The 16,710-nt window shown below is 62.3% G+C and carries 15 protein-coding genes and 1 tRNA gene; 4 read left to right on the forward strand and 12 right to left on the reverse strand.

Translation table 11 applies throughout. The features are described 5' to 3' along the window. The first annotated feature begins 11 nt into the window (after window positions 1–11). Window positions 12–629: a TetR/AcrR family transcriptional regulator gene (locus AC1RQ5_RS20100; protein WP_493201238.1), complete on the forward strand. Its 618-nt coding sequence runs from the start codon at window positions 12–14 to the stop codon at window positions 627–629. A gap of 143 nt (window positions 630–772) precedes the next feature. Here the strand turns inward: AC1RQ5_RS20100 and AC1RQ5_RS20105 are convergent, their stop codons facing one another. The 5 genes from AC1RQ5_RS20105 to tuf all read right to left on the reverse strand — a co-directional run bounded on the left by AC1RQ5_RS20105 (window position 773) and on the right by tuf (window position 5,798). After that, the gene (locus tag AC1RQ5_RS20105) at window positions 773–1,444 is read right to left on the reverse strand and encodes a dienelactone hydrolase family protein (RefSeq protein ID WP_493201240.1); all 672 of its coding nucleotides are present in this window, start codon (window positions 1,442–1,444) and stop codon (window positions 773–775) included. A gap of 27 nt (window positions 1,445–1,471) precedes the next feature. Continuing rightward, window positions 1,472–2,200, reverse strand: a complete 729-nt coding sequence (locus tag AC1RQ5_RS20110; protein WP_493201242.1) for an SDR family oxidoreductase — start codon at window positions 2,198–2,200, stop codon at window positions 1,472–1,474. Between the two features lie 236 nt (window positions 2,201–2,436). Further along, window positions 2,437–3,417, reverse strand: coding sequence for a LysR family transcriptional regulator (locus AC1RQ5_RS20115; protein WP_493201243.1), 981 nt, complete (start codon window positions 3,415–3,417; stop codon window positions 2,437–2,439). Window positions 3,418–4,382: 965 nt separating this feature from the next. After that, window positions 4,383–4,458, reverse strand: a tRNA-Trp gene (locus AC1RQ5_RS20120). A 149-nt stretch (window positions 4,459–4,607) separates the two neighbouring features. Continuing rightward, the gene (gene tuf / locus AC1RQ5_RS20125) at window positions 4,608–5,798 is read right to left on the reverse strand and encodes an elongation factor Tu (RefSeq protein WP_398480422.1); all 1,191 of its coding nucleotides are present in this window, start codon (window positions 5,796–5,798) and stop codon (window positions 4,608–4,610) included. A gap of 166 nt (window positions 5,799–5,964) precedes the next feature. Between tuf and AC1RQ5_RS20130 the strand changes: the two genes are divergently transcribed. Then, the gene (locus AC1RQ5_RS20130) at window positions 5,965–7,188 is read left to right on the forward strand and encodes a serine hydrolase domain-containing protein (RefSeq protein ID WP_493201245.1); all 1,224 of its coding nucleotides are present in this window, start codon (window positions 5,965–5,967) and stop codon (window positions 7,186–7,188) included. A 135-nt stretch (window positions 7,189–7,323) separates the two neighbouring features. Here the strand turns inward: AC1RQ5_RS20130 and AC1RQ5_RS20135 are convergent, their stop codons facing one another. Next, a complete protein-coding gene (locus tag AC1RQ5_RS20135) occupies window positions 7,324–8,091 on the reverse strand; it encodes an SDR family NAD(P)-dependent oxidoreductase (protein WP_398484949.1) in 768 nt (255 codons plus the stop codon). 169 nt (window positions 8,092–8,260) lie between these two features. Continuing rightward, window positions 8,261–9,004, reverse strand: a complete 744-nt coding sequence (locus AC1RQ5_RS20140; RefSeq protein WP_493201247.1) for a histidine phosphatase family protein — start codon at window positions 9,002–9,004, stop codon at window positions 8,261–8,263. A 157-nt stretch (window positions 9,005–9,161) separates the two neighbouring features. Between AC1RQ5_RS20140 and AC1RQ5_RS20145 the strand changes: the two genes are divergently transcribed. Further along, entirely contained in the window at window positions 9,162–9,947 is a 786-nt protein-coding gene (locus AC1RQ5_RS20145; RefSeq protein ID WP_493201249.1) for an SDR family NAD(P)-dependent oxidoreductase, read from the forward strand. A gap of 55 nt (window positions 9,948–10,002) precedes the next feature. On the opposite strand, the gene AC1RQ5_RS20150 is transcribed toward AC1RQ5_RS20145, so the two are convergent. The 5 genes from AC1RQ5_RS20150 to AC1RQ5_RS20170 all read right to left on the reverse strand — a co-directional run bounded on the left by AC1RQ5_RS20150 (window position 10,003) and on the right by AC1RQ5_RS20170 (window position 15,664). After that, on the reverse strand, window positions 10,003–10,914 hold the full coding sequence (locus tag AC1RQ5_RS20150) for a DMT family transporter (protein WP_493201251.1): 912 nt from the start codon (window positions 10,912–10,914) through the stop codon (window positions 10,003–10,005). Window positions 10,915–11,099: 185 nt separating this feature from the next. Next, window positions 11,100–11,984: a DMT family transporter gene (locus tag AC1RQ5_RS20155; RefSeq protein WP_493201253.1), complete on the reverse strand. Its 885-nt coding sequence runs from the start codon at window positions 11,982–11,984 to the stop codon at window positions 11,100–11,102. Window positions 11,985–12,163: 179 nt separating this feature from the next. Beyond that, on the reverse strand, window positions 12,164–13,108 hold the full coding sequence (locus AC1RQ5_RS20160; RefSeq protein ID WP_493201255.1) for a DMT family transporter: 945 nt from the start codon (window positions 13,106–13,108) through the stop codon (window positions 12,164–12,166). Window positions 13,109–13,210: 102 nt separating this feature from the next. Continuing rightward, entirely contained in the window at window positions 13,211–14,272 is a 1,062-nt protein-coding gene (locus AC1RQ5_RS20165; protein WP_493201257.1) for a phosphotransferase family protein, read from the reverse strand. A gap of 156 nt (window positions 14,273–14,428) precedes the next feature. Further along, window positions 14,429–15,664, reverse strand: coding sequence for an acyl-CoA dehydrogenase family protein (locus tag AC1RQ5_RS20170; RefSeq protein ID WP_398480654.1), 1,236 nt, complete (start codon window positions 15,662–15,664; stop codon window positions 14,429–14,431). A 330-nt stretch (window positions 15,665–15,994) separates the two neighbouring features. On the opposite strand from AC1RQ5_RS20170, the gene AC1RQ5_RS20175 reads away from it, so the two are divergent. After that, the gene (locus AC1RQ5_RS20175) at window positions 15,995–16,642 is read left to right on the forward strand and encodes a TetR/AcrR family transcriptional regulator (protein WP_398480652.1); all 648 of its coding nucleotides are present in this window, start codon (window positions 15,995–15,997) and stop codon (window positions 16,640–16,642) included. Window positions 16,643–16,710: the final 68 nt, after the last annotated feature.

Raw genomic sequence — 16,710 nt, forward strand, 5'->3', positions numbered from 1 at the left:
TACAGGTCGCCATGAGTAACGATAGCGAAACAGGAACTTCGATCACGACCGCGCGCATCCTGGATGCGGCGAAGTCGCAGATCAGGCGCTTCGGCGGGCAGAAGACCAATATCGTTGATATTGCAAAGGTTTTGGGCACCTCGCACACGACGATCTACCGTCACTTCCGCTCCAAGGCGGAGGTTTTCGACGCGATCGTCGCCGAGGCGATGAACGACGAACGGGAGCTAGCCGCGACATTTGTCGCGGCCGCCGGCAAAGCATCGGACCGGCTGCTGGGCCTCACGGTCGCGCTCCACCGTCGCAAGTGCGAGCGCTTCGCCGAAGACTTTGAGGTCTACCAGCTCTATCGCCGGGTCATCGATGAACGGCCGGATCTGGTCCGCGACTACGGCACGGCAATGACCGGTCTGGTGGAAGCCATCCTCGCTGACGGCGTGCGTCAGGGTGAGTTCAAGATCGACGATGTCGTCGCGGCCGCAGGAGTGGTCCGTGACGCTGTCACGGTCTTCATCCATCCGGCGCACGTGGAGGCGGCACATCGCGCAGGCATCGAGATGGAGCCGATGCTGCGACGAGTCATGGCGGCACTACAGGTGGCCTTCGAGACCGGCATCGCATTCGAATGACTCTGTTCGGCGAGCGACGTGCAGTCGCCCGCCGAGGTCGCAGGCGCATTACCAACCGCAGGGCGCTATCGACAAACAACTGTCGATTGGTATCCTTTGGGCGCAAGCGTCCCCGCGACCCAAAGGATACCAAGCCGAGCAGGTCAGGCAGCGCCGAACAGCGCCAACGTCCTTTGCCTTGCTGCCGTCGCGCTCTTCTCGTGGTAGTCCGCGCGTCGATCCGAATTGAACCCGTGCCCGGCGTCGTAGACATAGGTCGTCACGCCTTCCATCTTGTCGAGCGCGGATTTCACCTCGTCGACCGGAATTTCCTGATCGGCGTCGCCGAGATGCACGATGGTCGGGCACCGGGGCGTCTCGGTCTTGAGCTTCGGTATCATGCCGCCGTAATAGCAGGATGCGGCTGAAAGATTGTCGGCCCGGCAGGCGACGGCGTAGGAGACCGATCCGCCGTAGCAATATCCGACGATCCCGACCTTTCCTTTGGCCGCCAGGATGTCGATGCAGGTGCGGGCGTCGGCAACAGCGAGATCCAGCGAATGAGCGCGGACGAGATCGATCGCCTTGTCGATATCGGCTTTGCTGTAGGACAGCTTCAGCCCCGGTGCGACCCGGTCGAACAAGGCAGGGGCCAGCATTTCGTAGCCGGCATCGGCGTAGATCTGGCACTGCTCCCTGATATGGTCGGTCAGCTCGAAAATCTCCTGAACAAGAACGACACCACCCTTGCGCTCGCCGACCGCCGCGACATGCCAGGCGTCGAGCGCCTGGCCGTCGGACATCGTGATCTTCTCCATCTGTCCCGTGATTTTCATGTCATTGCTCCGATGTCGACTGCGTTGTTACCAGGGCTGCACGTCGGCGCCGTGGAAGAACGAACCCGTCGGACCTTCGCTACCCACCATGGCCAGCATCACGCTCGTCGCGGCCCCCTCGTCTGCCGCCATCGGCGCATCGACGCCGTGCAGGGCCGTCTTCACGAAGCCGGGATGGGCTGCGTTGACCTTGATGTTCGTGTCCCGGAGTTCGTAGGCCAGATGCACGGTCCACGCGTTCAGGGCCGTCTTCGAGATGTTGTAGGCCGGGATCTTGAAGTCGTAGAAGGCCGAGGTCGGATCGACATTCGCGGCCATCGATCCCAGAATGCTGGAGACGTTGACGATGCGTCCGGCGGCCGACTGCCGCAGCAGCGGAAGGAAGGCCTTGGTCACGGCGACCACGCCGAACAGGTTGGTGTCGAACGTGTCCCGCCACATGCCGAGGTCCTGGTCGGACGGCTTCTTGTCGAAGGCGTCGCGCATGACACCGGCATTGTTGACGAGCACGTCCAGGCGACCATGACGAAGCTCCACGGTCTTTGCGGCCGTGTCGATCGTGGTCTGGTCGGTCACGTCGAGAACAACGCTCTCGGCAGACAGTCCTTCGGCACGGAGCGCAACCGCTGCCGCCTCGCCCAGCCCGGCATCGCGTGCGGCGATGACGACATGAGCTCCCTGCTGTGCGAGCTGACGGGCCGTTTCGAAACCGATGCCCTTGTTGCCGCCGGTGATGAGTGCGATCAGGCTTTGCATTTCAGTGTTCCTCTTGGTTGGTGACCAAGAGGTACGGCGCGCCACTTCATTGCACAAATCGATCCGCCCGATCGTCTCTATCGAAAATTCGAATGGGTGCACCGCCTGCCATCGAGTCGTCCTGAAGGGTGCTGCAAGCCTCGGCTTCACAAGCACCTTCTGCATAACGCACTGAAGCCGTTGGCCTTCTCAACCAACGGCTTCAGAATGTCGGCGACCGTAGCCGCTCCGAGCGGTCAAGCAGCCTGCGCGCGCCGCGTGCCATGGGCGGCCGAGACCTCGATGATCTGCTCGCGCAGCCATGCGGCTGACGGCTCGTTGTCGGTCTTGGTGGACCAGATCAGGGAGATCGCAGGGAGCGCCAGTTTGACCGGCGCAGTTTGGCAAACCAGGCCGAACACCGACGCGTAGCGTTCCGCGATCTGCATGGGCATGGTGACCACAAGCGGCGCCTTCGCGGCCGTCGCCAGAGCGGTCAAGTAATCGGGAACGCCCATCACGATATCGAGGCGGTGTCCCGCCCCCGTCAGCATGCTCCCGATACATCCCTGGATGTCGTCGTCCTGCGACACGAACACGTGGCGGCTCTCCAGATACGTCTCACGGTCGATCTTGTCGTCGACGTCGATCAGGGCCGGGCTGTAGCAGCAGGCCAGGTGCTGTTCGAACAGAACCTTGTGTCGGTATCGATCCGGAGACGGCGGATAGCACCCGATCGCAAGATCGATCAGGCCCTCGTCGAGCTCCCGTCCGATCTTTGATGCAAGAACACGGTGGGAGATCAGCTTCACGCCGGGCGCCGTGTCCGTGAGCTGAGCACTGAGGTCAGGCATCAGAAGCAGCTCCTCGCACGAGAAGCCGATCCGGAAGATCTTGTCGGACACAGCGGGATCGAAACGTTCGGTCGACAGCACGATCTTCTGCATCTGCCCGAGAACCGCGCCGACCTGCTCGGCCAGCACCTCCGCCTTCGCGGTCGGCTGCATCAGGTTGCCCACGCGCACGAAGAGCTCGTCATCCATCAGCAGCCGCAGCGTCGAAAGATTATGGCTCATCGCCGGCTGCTGGATCTTCAGACGCGCTGCCGCCTTCGTCACGCTCCGATCCTTGAAGAGAGCGTCAAAGGCTACGAGCAGGTTGAGGTCGAACGAGCGGAGATTGAAGTGATTGATGTTTTCCAAAGTCGTTACCGCATATGGTCCGAAGGAAATACGCAATCCTTCAATATTGCCTGTCGCAACGATAGACAGGGGCGCTAGACGCCGACGGCTTCCAACCTATCGGGTTTTCCGGCAAGTGGCTATGCCCCGGTGAAGAACCAAGAGCCCATCAGTACCGGAGGCGTCGCCAACGATCTCGCCTCATCGCTTTTAAGACAAGGCCATCAAAGTCTGGAAAGCCGAGCGCCAGATCATCGGCTACATCGACACTGTCGGACATCAATGAACACATTCTCCGGGTTGCCTGTCGCCGCTGTGAACGAGTCATTGAGATCCAACGGGCCGACGCGATCCGCCTCTTCACCGCTTTGGCGACGTCAAACTACTCGATCCCGAAAATATTGCGGAAGCGGTTTCCTATATCGTGACGAACCCCCGCAATATTGCGATCCACGAAATCGTCATCCGGCCAATCGATCAAGCGTGACTGCATCGGCCGACGATGGCGGTCGGGCGAGACCGATGTTCATTCGCGTGGGGACAGCTCAAGGTCGAGCTGTCCCCACGAAGGCCAGTTCGGTTGGCCCGACCGCCCGGCGAAAGTGAACGTCATTCGCTGGACGACGTCAGACATTTGCCTGCCGTCGGCCCTCCCCCTTCATTCGGGACGTGTGATTTCGTCGGCTACGCTTGCAGAATTTCACAGTGGACAACCTCGCTGCGGCCGAGGCTCCACAACGCTGCCTTTGGTCGGCGCTTCTGACCTGCGAAATGGTGCCTAACCTTCGGTGCGCTGATGCGTGACCGTCTGTGTCATGCAGGCCTCTCTTGCGAATGTACCCTGAGATGTTCGGTACGTAAGGCGGCATAGGTCGAAGGCCGCTGCAGCGACTGAGATCGCACTTACCGCCCCCAAGACAGAGACAGAACAAACGAACCCACGCGCCGGTGGCAATCGGCCAAATCGAGATTTTTCTAGAAATTGCCCCAGGCTGAAAAACGTTTCAGATCAGGCGGTTAAATGGCAGGGGCGGTAGGGCTCGAACCTACGACAACCGGTTTTGGAGACCGGTACTCTACCAACTGAGCTACACCCCTACAGAACCTTGCCTTGGCACTGGTTCGGGCCGTTTGAAGCACAGGCGGCGCCTGATTTGCAAGAGCCGTTGTGCACAGTTCAGGAACAAAACGCTCCTGGAATCAAAACGGCGAGCAAGGGAACTCCCCTGCCCGCCGCCTTTAATCGGTTACTCGATGATCGAAGCGACGACGCCTGCACCGACGGTGCGGCCGCCTTCACGGATGGCGAAGCGCAGCTTCTCTTCCATCGCGATCGGCACGATCAGGTGCACTTCCATGGCGATGTTGTCGCCCGGCATCACCATCTCGGTGCCTTCCGGCAGATGCACCACACCGGTCACGTCGGTGGTGCGGAAGTAGAACTGCGGACGGTAGTTGGTGAAGAACGGGGTGTGACGGCCACCTTCGTCCTTGGTCAGAATGTAAGCTTCTGCCTTGAACTTGGTGTGCGGCTTCACCGAACCCGGCTTGCACAGCACCTGGCCGCGCTCGACGTCTTCACGCTTGGTGCCGCGCAGCAGCGCGCCGATGTTGTCGCCAGCCTGGCCCTGATCGAGCAGCTTGCGGAACATTTCAACGCCGGTGCAGATCGTCTTCTGGGTGGCGCGGATACCGACGATTTCGATTTCCTCGCCGACCTTGACGATGCCGCGCTCGACACGGCCGGTCACGACCGTACCACGACCCGAGATCGAGAACACGTCTTCGACCGGCATCAGGAACGGCTGGTCAACCGGACGCTCCGGCTGCGGGATATAGGCATCGACATTCTTCATCAGCTCAAGGATCGCGTCGTGGCCGAGCTCCTTGGAGCTATCTTCCAGCGCGGCCAGGGCCGACCCCTTGACGATCGGAATGTCATCGCCCGGGAAGTCGTACTTCGAGAGCAGTTCGCGGACTTCCATTTCCACGAGCTCCAGCAGTTCCGGATCGTCGACCATGTCGCACTTGTTCAGGAACACGACCAGCGCCGGCACGCCGACCTGGCGGGCGAGCAGGATGTGCTCGCGGGTCTGCGGCATCGGGCCGTCGGCAGCCGACACGACCAGGATCGCGCCGTCCATCTGGGCGGCACCGGTGATCATGTTCTTCACATAGTCGGCGTGGCCGGGGCAGTCGACGTGGGCATAGTGGCGGTTGGCGGTCTCGTATTCGACGTGGGCGGTCGAAATCGTGATGCCGCGGGCCTTTTCTTCCGGCGCCTTGTCGATCTGGTCGTAAGCGGTGAACGACGCACCGCCGGACTCCGCCAGCACCTTGGTGATCGCAGCCGTCAGCGACGTCTTGCCGTGGTCAACGTGACCGATCGTGCCGATATTGCAGTGCGGTTTGTTACGTTCAAATTTTGCTTTGGCCATTGATCCACCTGTTTTGCCGACGCCCATGCGTGGCACACCAAACCGGCGGCTGGTTACTAAGGAAAACGCCCCTATTCAAGCCCGAACTTATGGGCCAAGCTCCCCAGACATGCCGGCTAAGCCCCTTATTTAGGCTGGCAAAAGACAAGATCAATCGGGAGCCACCATGAACGCCCAGACTGCCGCCAAAACCGCCACTTCCCCCCAGACCCCCGCTTTGCCCGCGGCCCGCCCGGAAGCGCTGGGCCTGTCATCAAACCGTCTTCAGAAGGTCTCCGACGCCTTCAGGCGGGAGATCGACAAGGGCACCGTTCCGGGCGTCACCGCCCTGATCGCCCGCCGCGGCCAGATCGGCTATTTCGAGGCCTTTGGCCGCCAGGCGCCGGATGCCGCCACCCCGATGGCCCGGGACAGCCTGTTCCGCATCTTCTCCATGACCAAGCCGATCGTCTCGCTGGGCATCATGCAGCTGGTCGAGGATGGCCATATCCTGCTGAACGACCCGCTCAGCAAATATATCCCGGAATTCGCTGCCACCAAGGTGGGCATCGAGCGCAACGGCGCGCTTGAACTGGCGTTGCCGGTTCGCCCGATCACGATCCAGGACCTGCTCCGCCACACCTCCGGTCTCTCCTACGAGATCACCGGCAACGGCATGGTGCAGCGGATGTACCAGAAGTCGAATCTGCGCAGTCGCGACATCACCAATGAGGAACACGCACGAATCGTCGCCGGCCTGCCGCTGATCTGCCAGCCCGGCGCCGAATGGAATTACAGCCGCTCGACGGACATTCTCGGCCGCGTCATCGAGGTCGTGTCCGGCAAGTCGCTGGGCGCTTATCTCACCGACAACATTCTGGCGCCGCTGCAGATGGCCGAGACCGGCTTTCACACCGCCGCCGAAAACAAGGGCCGCATCACGCATCCCTTCCCCACCGATCCCTGGACCGGCGACAAGGTGGCGCTGTTCGATCCGCTGGAGATTCCGAAAATGGAATCCGGCGGCGGCGGCCTTGTCTCCACCACCATGGACTATGCGCGCTTCTGCCAGATGCTGCTGAATGGCGGCACCCTGGATGGCACCCGCGTGATCGGCAGCCGCACGCTGCATTTCATGGCGTCGAACCACCTCGCCCCGAATGTGAAGCTGGAAACGCATCTGGTCCCGCCCGGCCACAGCTTTGGTCTCGGCTTCGCCGTGCGCACCGATGACGGCATGGCGCCCTATGCGGGCTCCGCCGGCCAGTTCTTCTGGAGCGGCGTGGCGGGGACGTTCTTCTGGATCGATCCGAAGGAAGAGCTGTTCACGGTGTTCATGTCGCAGGGGCCGGGCCAGCGGGAATATTTCAGGACTCTGATCCGCAGCCTGGTTTATGCGGCGGTGGAGTAGTCCACTCTGACTGTCATGCCCCGCGAAAGCGGGGCATCCAGTAACCGGAGTCCTTTATCGGACACGTTAGGCCTGGGCATACTGGATCACCCGCTTTCGCGGGTGATGACAGTGAGAGTATGTCCGTGCCTTACATCAGCTGATCGTCGCGCCACCGTCGATCACCACCGTCTGCCCGGTCATGAAATTCCCGGCAGCCGATCCCATGAACACCGCAGCGCCCGCGATTTCATCCGGGATGCCGATGCGCAGCAAGGGCGACCGTGCCGTGGACTTTTTCAGCGTGTCCGGATCGTCCCACAGCGCCTTGGCGAAATCGGTCTTGATCAGGCCCGGCGCGATGCAGTTCACGCGGATATTGTGCGGGCCATATTCGCAGGCGAGGTTGCGCGCCAGCTGCATGTCCGCCGCCTTCGACACGCAATAGGCGCCGATGGTGGTCGAGCCCTTCAAGCCCCCGATGGATGAGACGATGATGACCGAACCATCCTTGCGTTCGATCATTTCCGGTACGACCATCGAGATCAGCCAGTTGTTGGCAACGATGTTGTTGCTGAGGATCTTGTTGAACTGATCATCGGAAATGCCGGCGAGCGGCCCGTAATACGGATTCGATGCGGCATTGCAGACCAGCACGTCGATCTTGCCGAACGCCTTCTTGCTCTCGTCGACGAGGTTCTGCAGGTTTTCCTTGCTGGAGATATTGGCGGCAATAGCCACCGCCGTGCCCTTGCCGAATTTCTCGTTCACGTCCTTCGCGACGTCGTCGCAGACATCCTGCTTGCGCGAGGAGATCACGACCTTGGCGCCATGCTCCGCCATCCGCTCGGCGATGGCGCGACCGATACCGCGGGTGGAGCCGGTGATGACGGCGACTTTGCCCGTCATGTCGAAGAGCGTCATGTGGTTTCTCCCTGATGTTTGTGAGTTTTGTAAATTCAGTAGCGCGGCATGTCTCCTCGCCCCGCCTTTGCGGGGAGAGCGTTAGGGAGAGGGGTGCCTCCGCAAGCTCGGAGCAAGTAGAGTGTCCCCTCTCCCTGCCCCTCTCCCGCAAGCGGGAGAAGGGACACGACTAGGCGAGCTTTGTCGCTGACGACCCCACTTCCGGCCCCGCCGGCTGATGCATCGCCGCATGCGACGGGTCTGCAATCCACGGCTGCTGATTCACCATCGGAATGCGCCAGCCGGCATGGCCGTCGCTGGCGAGGTGATCGAGCCGCGTGATCGAGCAGTTGTCGATGGTGAAAGCCAGCCCGCGATCCGGCTGGTTGTTCAATGCAAGCCCGATGGCCGCCTTGATCGTTCCGCCATGGGCGACGGCGACGATGTCCCTGCCTGCATGCGCCGCGGTGATGCGATCGATACCGCGGCGGACGCGGTTGTAGAGGTCCATGAAACTTTCGCCATTCGGCGACGGCTCGTCGATGGGCGCGAACCAGTAGCTGCCGACATTGACGGGACGGCTGGCGAAGAAATCGGCGCGGTTCATGCCCTGCCAGTCGCCGAGATGCTGCTCGGCAAAATCCGTTTCATGCGGCATGCTGTCGGGCTTGGGGAAGCCCGCATCCCAGATCGCATGTGCGGTCTGATGCGTGCGCTTCAAGTTGCTCGACACCCACACCGCATCGCGCGGCAGGATCTTGCTCACCGCATTGAACACGACATGGTCGGTGCAATCGCAATCCATGTCCTTCTGGCCATAGATGTTGCCGCCGTCATTGCGCACGGGCGCGTGCCGCACCCACCACCACCGCGTCGCCGTCACGCCAGAGGGAACACTGTGTTGCGCGACGAACGGTTTTTCGGTGTTGGACATCGGACCCACCCTTCAATATCGTTTCGTTTGTCGTACGTCAGCGCGCGCGATGCCTCAAGCATCTTCGCGCAACACAAGGTGACGCGCGATGATGAATTCCATGTGGCGGCAGTCCGCTCAAGAAATAGACAACGAAACAACAACTCGGGAGAGAAGCATGGGACGCCTTGCAGGCAAATCCGTCGTCATCACCGGCGCCGGCAGCGGCATCGGCCGCGCCGCAGCGCAGCTCTTCGCCAGGGAAGGCGCACAGCTGATCATCGTCGATCGCAGCGACAGCATTCATGAGACCGCAAAGCTCGTCACCGATGCCGGCGGCACCGCACAGGCGGTCAGCGCCGATGCCGGTTCCGAGAGCGACGTCAAAGCCTTCATCGACAAGGCCGTGTCCAGCTATGGCAAGCTCGATGCGATCTGGGCCAATGCCGGCGTCTCCGGCGGCCTGGTCCCATTGCTGGAACAGACCGTCGAGCAATGGCAGGAAATTCTGCGCATCAATCTGATCGGCCCGTTCCTCGCCATCAAACATTCGATGCCGCATATGACCAAACAGGGCTTTGGCTCCATCGTGCTCACGGCGTCCGTTGCGGGCCTGAAGTCCGGCGCCTCGGGTCATCCCTATGCATCGAGCAAGGCCGGCGTGATCAGCCTCGTCCAGACAACCGCCTATTCGCTGTCCGGCACCGGTGTGCGCATCAACGCCGTGTGTCCCGGCCTGATCGAGACCGGCATGACCAAGCCCGTGTTTGACCGCGCCAAGCAGCGCGGCACCGAGGACAAGATCGGCCAGCTCAATCCGCTCAAGCGCGCCGGCCAGCCGCATGAGCTCGCGGCCATGGGCCTGTTCCTGGCGAGCGATGAGGCGTCATATGTCAATGGGCAGGCGATCCCGGTGGATGGCGGTCTGACGGCATCGATGCCCTATGCGGGCAAGCCGATCTGACTCGTCCAGTCGTCACCATCGCCCGGTCAAGCCGGGCGGCGGTGACGGAGAGATACTACACCCCGTCAGGCGGCGACGGCGGCGTGTTGCTCGCCAGCAGCCGGTTTCGCACGCGCTCGCGGTGAAACGTATAGATGCCGGACAGCACGATGATGGTCGCGCCGATGACCATCGCGGCATCGGGCACGTCGCCGAACACCAGATAGCCGAGCAGCATCGCATACAGCATCTGCGAATAGCGCATCGGCGCCACCGACGACACGTCGCCGACGCGCAGTGCGAGGATGCCGCACTGGAATCCGATCACCGTCGTCGCACCGGCCATTGCCAGCAGCAAGAGCAGATGCGCGGACGGCACCGTCCAGTCGCCATGCACCGCGGTGAAAGCAGCCCCCGCCAGCGCCACGGCGATGGTGGTGAGGAAGGAGATGAACAGGGTCGGGATCTGCGTGGGGATCTGTTTGGTGACGAGATCGCGCATCGCATAGAAGCCGACCGACAGCAGCGCCACCAGCGTGAACTGGCTGAACCCCTCGGCGCCCGGCCGCACGATGATCAGCACGCCGATGAAACCCGCCGCGATCGCCAGCCAGCGCCGCCAGCCCACCGGCTCGCCCAGCAGCAGCACCGCGCCACACGTCAGCACCAGCGGCATCGCCTGGACGATGGCCGTGACATTGGCGAGCGGCAGCGCACTCACGGCAATCAGAAACAGCGCGGAGCCACCGATCTCCCCGGCGATGCGCAGCGACACCGGCCACGACCGCAGCACGCGGAGCGACCGCAACGCCCCCTGGTGCACGACCAGCGCACCGATCAGCACGCTGGCAAACAGCCCGCGCAGCATCATCACCTGGCTGAAATGGAGCTGGACGGTCAGGAATTTGGCGATCGCATCATTGATGCTGAAGCTGGCCATGGATGCTGCCATGAGCAGAATTCCACGGATATTGGGCGAGAGAGGCAAGACGGCGTCCGGGGCGATCGGGTTGCCGCGGCGGAAATTCGCTGCAGCGCAGCATGCTCTGTGCGGGATGCCGCAAGCGAGGTCAAGACGAAGGCCTGCGCATGCCTCGCTTACATTCTGAGCATAGGTCCTGGATGCCGGTCGAGACGCTGCGCGCGCATCTCAGGATGGCGGCCGAGAACGCGTCACACCCCTTCCGTCGGAGGTGCCGATGCTTTCGCCGCCACCAGCATCTCCCGATTGCGGATGCGCTCGCGGTGGAAGGCATACAGGCCGGAGCCGACGATCACCGCAGCGCCGACGATCATCGCGGCATCCGGGACGTCGCCGAAGATGAGATAGCCGAGCCCCATGGCCCATAGCAGTTGCGTGTAGCGGAACGGCGCCACGGCGGAGATCTCCCCTGCCCGCAGCGCAATGATCACGCATTGGTAGCCGATCAGCACCAGTACGGCGGCGACCAGCAGGAAGCTCATCGAGCGCCCCGACATCGGGGTCCAGCCGCCGAGCGGCACGATGAGACAGCCACCGACAATGGTGACCACAAAGGTCGTCAGCAGCGTGACGAACACCGACGGCACCTCCCTGGGGATGCGGCTTGTGGCCAGATCGCGGACCACGCAGAAGCACACCGAGATCAGGGCCAGCACGGTGAACTGGTTAAAGCCCTCGGCGCCCGGCCGCACCACAATCAGGACGCCGACAAAGCCGGCCACGATCGCCAGCCAGCGCCGCCATCCCACCGGCTCGCCGAAGATCAGCGCTGCGCCGAGCGTGATCGCCAGCGACAGCGACTGGAAAATTGCCGAGACATTGGCGAGCGGCAGATGGGTGATCGCCGCCAGGAAGGTCGCGGTGCCGCCGATCTCGCCGCATACGCGCAACGCCACCGGCAGCTTGAACAGCACGCTGACCGGCCGCAACGCCTGCTGATACCAGGCCAGCGCGAACACCAGCACGATGGAGAGCGAGCCGCGTACCAGCATCACCTGGCCGAAATTCATATCGACGGTGAGATATTTGGTGGTGGCGTCGTTCATGCTGAAGCCCGCCATGGCCACGGCCATCATCAGGCTTCCGCGCATATTCGGAGAGAGAGGCAAGGTTTCCGCCCGGATGTTTCTTGAGAAGAGTTGCCGGAGGAGCCCCGGAGCCTGCGCGTGACGCACCGTCATGTGCACGAAAAACGCAGCGCAAACCAGACAGCACACACGCCGGTGGGCTCAGCAGATCTGCATGACGCGCGCGACTATGGCCCGTCGGTCGGCGTGCTCCCGGCCTTCGCAACCATCAGCATCTCGCGGTTGCGAACATGTTCGCGATGGAAGGTGTAGAGACCGGAGGCAACAATGATCGCGGCGCCGAGGATCATCGCGCCATCGGGCATATCGCCGAAAATGAAGTAGCCAAGCAACATCGCCCACAGCAGTTGCGTGTAGCGAAACGGCGCGACGGCCGAGATATCGCCAATACGCAACGCCATGATCACGCACTGATAGCCGATCAGCACCAGCACGGCGGCCGCTGCCAGCAGCGCCAGCGATGACGCTGATGGCGTCGCCCAGCCGCCGAGCGGCATCATCAGCAGGCCGCCCACCAACGTCATGGAGATCGTCGTCAGCAGTGTGACAAACAGTGCCGGGATTTCGGTCGGGATCTGCTTGGTCGCGAGATCGCGCAGCGCGTAGAAGGCCACCGAACAGAGCGCCAGCAATGTGAACTGGTTGAAGCCGGCAGCGCCCGGCTTGACGATGATCAGCACGCCGATGAAGCCCGCCGCAATCGCGAGCCAGCGCCGCCAGCCAACCCGTTCGCCGAACAGCAACACCGCGCCCAGCGTGATCGCCAGCGGCTGCGACAGGATAATCGCCGAGACATTGGCGAGCGGCAGATGCGTGATCGCCTGCAAAAAGAAGATCTTGCCCACCACCTCGCCGATGATGCGCAGTGCCACCGGCCGCACGACTAGCACGCGCAGCGGCCGCAGCGCGCCGCGATGCGCGGCCAGCGCCGTGATCAGCGCCCCCGCGACGATGCCGCGCAACAGCACGAGCTGTCCGAAATTCATCTGCGGCAGCAGGAATTTCGAGATCGCGTCGGTGGCGCAGAAGGTCGCCATGGCGCCGGCCATGAACAGACTGCCGGTGAGATTGGGAGACAGCGCCAAGATCACCGCCGAGATGGAAGAGAGCATGTCAGATGGGCAACGGCGCGTCTGCGCCGTGCCCACCAAAGCGTCTCGGCTGAAAAGAGCGGGCCAGCACCGCTTTGCGCACTCTTCAGATCGACAGATCCGCTATTTGGCGCCGGCGAGCTGCGCGTATTTCCACGACGCCTGGGCGAGCGGCACCGTCCGCTTGGCCGATTCCATCGCCTTGGCGGAGGATGCGGTGCCGTCGCGGACGCGGCCGGCGATGCCCTGCAGAATGCCCGTGAGCCGGAACAGATTGTAGCAATAGTACCAGTTCAGATCCGGCACATCCTTGCGGCCAGCATAATCGCAATAGATCTTTGCCGCCTCATCCATGGTCGGGATATCGAGCGCCTTGTAATCAAGGTTTTCGAGACCCGGCATGATCCACTGCATCAACAGATAGGTGAAGTCCGCCATGGGATCGCCGAGGGTGGACAGCTCCCAGTCCAGCACCGCCTGCACTTTCGGCTGCGCCGACTGGAACACCATGTTGTCGATGCGGTAGTCGCCATGCACCACCGACACGCGCTCCTGCTCGGGCACCGAGGTCGGCAGCCATTCGATCAGCCGCTCCATCTCGGGGATGAGCTGCGTCTCGGAGGCGCGATACTGCTTGGTCCAGCGATCGACCTGGCGTGCAAAGTAGTTGCCGGGACGACCGAAATCACCGAGCCCGATCTTTTCGGGATCGTAGCTGTGCAACTGTGCCAGCGTCTCGATCTTCGCGGTGAAGATCGCGCGGCGCTCGCCTCTGTCGACAGTGGGAAGGGCGGGATCCCAGAAGATGCGGCCGTCTTCCATCGACATGATGTAGAAGGCCGAGCCGATCACGGCATCATCGGTGCAGAGCGCATAGGCCTTGGCCACAGGGAAGCCCTGCTTGCCCAGTGCTGCGATCACCTTGTATTCGCGATCGACCGCATGCGCCGATGGCAGCAATTTGCCGAACGGCTTGCGGCGCATCACATAGGAGCGCTTCGGCGTGTTGAGCCGATAGGTGGGGTTGGACTGGCCGCCCTTGAACTGCAGCACGGTCAGCGGGCCTTCATAGCCCTCCACATGCTCCTTCATCCAGGCTTCGAGGCGCAGCTCATCGAAGCGATGCCGATCCTCAACTGGCCGCGTACCGTTATATTCGTCGTCGCGCTTCACACCATCGGTCACGTTGTGTCCTCGTTTCTTATTGTCGCCACGCCTTCAATTGTCATCGCCCGGCTTGACCGGGCGATCCAGTAAACGCTGACGTGTCGATTACAACAAACGCCGGTGTCTACTGGATCCCCGCTTTCGCGCGGATGACAACCGAATGTCGTGCGGTCTTCAGTGCTTCGCCTCGTTCGCGTACTTCTTCAGTTCGAGCCGTGCGATGGCCCGATTATGCACCTCATCCGGACCGTCGGCCAGACGCATCGTGCGCATGGACGCATAGTCCTTCGCAAGCCCCGCATCATCCGACACACCGGCGCCGCCATAGGCCTGGATCGCATTGTCGATGATCTTCAGCGCCATATTGGGGCCGGAGACCTTGATCATCGCGATTTCGAGCTGCGCGGTCTTGTTGCCGACCTTGTCCATCATGTCGGCGGCCTTGAGGCAGAGCAGACGGTTCAGCTCGATATCGGTGCGGGCCTGCGCGATGCGCTCTTCCCACACCGAGAACTCGATGATCTTCTTGCCGAAGGCCGTGCGCGACTGCAGGCGGCGCACCATCTTCTCCAGCGCTTCCTCGGCCTTGCCGATGGTGCGCATGCAGTGATGGATGCGCCCCGGACCGAGACGGCCCTGCGCGATCTCGAAGCCGCGGCCCTCGCCGAGCAGGATGTTTTCCTTCGGCACGCGCACGTTTTCGAGCAGCACCTGGGCATGGCCATGCGGCGCATCGTCGAAGCCGAACACCGGCAGCATCTTTTCGACCTTGATGCCGGGCGTGTCGAGCGGCACCAGGATCTGCGACTGCGCCTGATGCTTCGGCGCATTCGGATCGGTCTTGCCCATCACGATGGCGATCTTGCAGCGGGGATCGCCGACGCCGGACGACCACCACTTGCGACCGTTGATCACATAGTGATCACCGTCGCGCTCGATGCGGGTTTCGATATTGGTCGCGTCCGACGATGCGACGGCCGGCTCGGTCATCAGAAACGCCGAGCGGATCTCGCCATTCATCAGCGGCTTCAGCCACTTCTGTTTGTGCTCCTTGCTGCCGTAGCGCATGAACACTTCCATATTGCCGGTGTCCGGCGCCGAGCAGTTGAACACTTCCGACGCCCAGCCGATATGGCCCATCTGTTCGGCCAGCAGCGCGTATTCGAGATTGCTCAGTCCCGCGCCGTGGAATTCGTCGTCTTCATGCGACGACGGCGGCATGAACATGTTCCAAAGGCCTTCGGCCTTCGCCTTCGCCTTCAATTCCTCGATGATCGGGATGACCTTCCAGCGCTCGCCCGCTTCATCCTGCTGCTTATAGATCGGCACGGCTGGGCGAACATGCTTGGTCATGAAGGAGGACACGCGCTCGAGCCATTCGCGCTGGCGGTCCGACATCGTGAAATCCATGGGACGTTCCTCTTTGTTTCTTCAAAATCTTTGGCGGCACTGTTGTCCCGTCGATGCAGGTCCGCAAGCGAAAAATACGAGCGGATTGTCGCTCGCCTTTCACACCGGACACGCATCGCGGGGGCGACGGGATGAGACGGAGATGGATGCCACGCGATCGCCCACGACATCAGGCGGCCGCATTGACATTCCGCTCACTCAAACGATAGTTTCATACAGATGTTTGAAAAGCAATCTTCCTGATCCGCGCCCCTCGCATGGGGCCATGTTGCGCCATGACGGGCGCAGGGGACGGATTGCACGGGACGGGATTTGCGCAGGGATCAAGGCATGGCAGCAGACCGCACACGCACCTCCATCATCACCGCAGCCGAACGGCTTTATGCCGAGCGCGGCTTTGCCGATGTGACGATGCGAGACATCGTGGCGGCGGCCGACGTCAATCTCGCCGCGGTGAATTACCACTTCGGCTCGAAAGACGAGCTGATTGCCGAATTGTTCGTGACGCGAAGTATCGCCACCAATCGCGAACGCCTGCATGAACTGAAGGCCGCGGAAGACGCCGGCGGCGGCCGCGCCTCCCCACAGGACATCTTCTCCGCGCTGGTTGGCCCGACCCTGCGCGGCTGCCTCGGCGAGGCCAAGCAGCGTTCCGATGCCGCGCGCTTCATGATCCGCGCCTCGATCGAATCCGTGCCGCCGATCCGCAAGATCAAGAACCGCGAGGTCGATCATCTCAAGCGCTTCGCTGGCGCCCTGCGTCGCGCCCTGCCCGATCACGACCCGGCCGACATCTTCTGGGCGCTGCATTTCGCCCTTGCGATGGCGCACCAGACCATCCGCGACACCGAGCGGCTGACGCGCATGTCGGACGGCCTGTGCGATCTCGACAATGTGCAGGCGATCATCGACCGCGTGGTGTCAGTGGCGGTGACGGCGCTGATGGGCAAACCGGCGCGGGCAAAAGCACGGGCATAGACCGTCTCTCTCACTGTCATTACCCGCGAAAGCGGGTAATCCAGTAGACACGGACATACGCGTGACAC

The sequence above is a fragment of the Tardiphaga sp. GW821-FHT12E02 genome, assembly GCF_058807155.1.

Bases quoted from the DNA above. Each gene is read 5' to 3' on its own strand.
- AC1RQ5_RS20100 (WP_493201238.1), top strand. From the start codon at position 12: ATGAGTAACGATAGCGAAACAGGAACTTCGATCACGACCGCGCGCATC.
- AC1RQ5_RS20130 (WP_493201245.1), top strand. From the start codon at position 5,965: ATGAACGCCCAGACTGCCGCCAAAACCGCCACTTCCCCCCAGACCCCC.
- AC1RQ5_RS20110 (WP_493201242.1), bottom strand. From the start codon at position 2,200: ATGCAAAGCCTGATCGCACTCATCACCGGCGGCAACAAGGGCATCGGT.
- AC1RQ5_RS20140 (WP_493201247.1), bottom strand. From the start codon at position 9,004: ATGTCCAACACCGAAAAACCGTTCGTCGCGCAACACAGTGTTCCCTCT.
- AC1RQ5_RS20105 (WP_493201240.1), bottom strand. From the start codon at position 1,444: ATGAAAATCACGGGACAGATGGAGAAGATCACGATGTCCGACGGCCAG.
- AC1RQ5_RS20145 (WP_493201249.1), top strand. From the start codon at position 9,162: ATGGGACGCCTTGCAGGCAAATCCGTCGTCATCACCGGCGCCGGCAGC.
- AC1RQ5_RS20160 (WP_493201255.1), bottom strand. From the start codon at position 13,108: ATGCTCTCTTCCATCTCGGCGGTGATCTTGGCGCTGTCTCCCAATCTC.
- AC1RQ5_RS20135 (WP_398484949.1), bottom strand. From the start codon at position 8,091: ATGACGCTCTTCGACATGACGGGCAAAGTCGCCGTCATCACCGGCTCC.
- AC1RQ5_RS20155 (WP_493201253.1), bottom strand. From the start codon at position 11,984: ATGATGGCCGTGGCCATGGCGGGCTTCAGCATGAACGACGCCACCACC.
- AC1RQ5_RS20170 (WP_398480654.1), bottom strand. From the start codon at position 15,664: ATGGATTTCACGATGTCGGACCGCCAGCGCGAATGGCTCGAGCGCGTG.
- AC1RQ5_RS20175 (WP_398480652.1), top strand. From the start codon at position 15,995: ATGGCAGCAGACCGCACACGCACCTCCATCATCACCGCAGCCGAACGG.
- tuf (WP_398480422.1), bottom strand. From the start codon at position 5,798: ATGGCCAAAGCAAAATTTGAACGTAACAAACCGCACTGCAATATCGGC.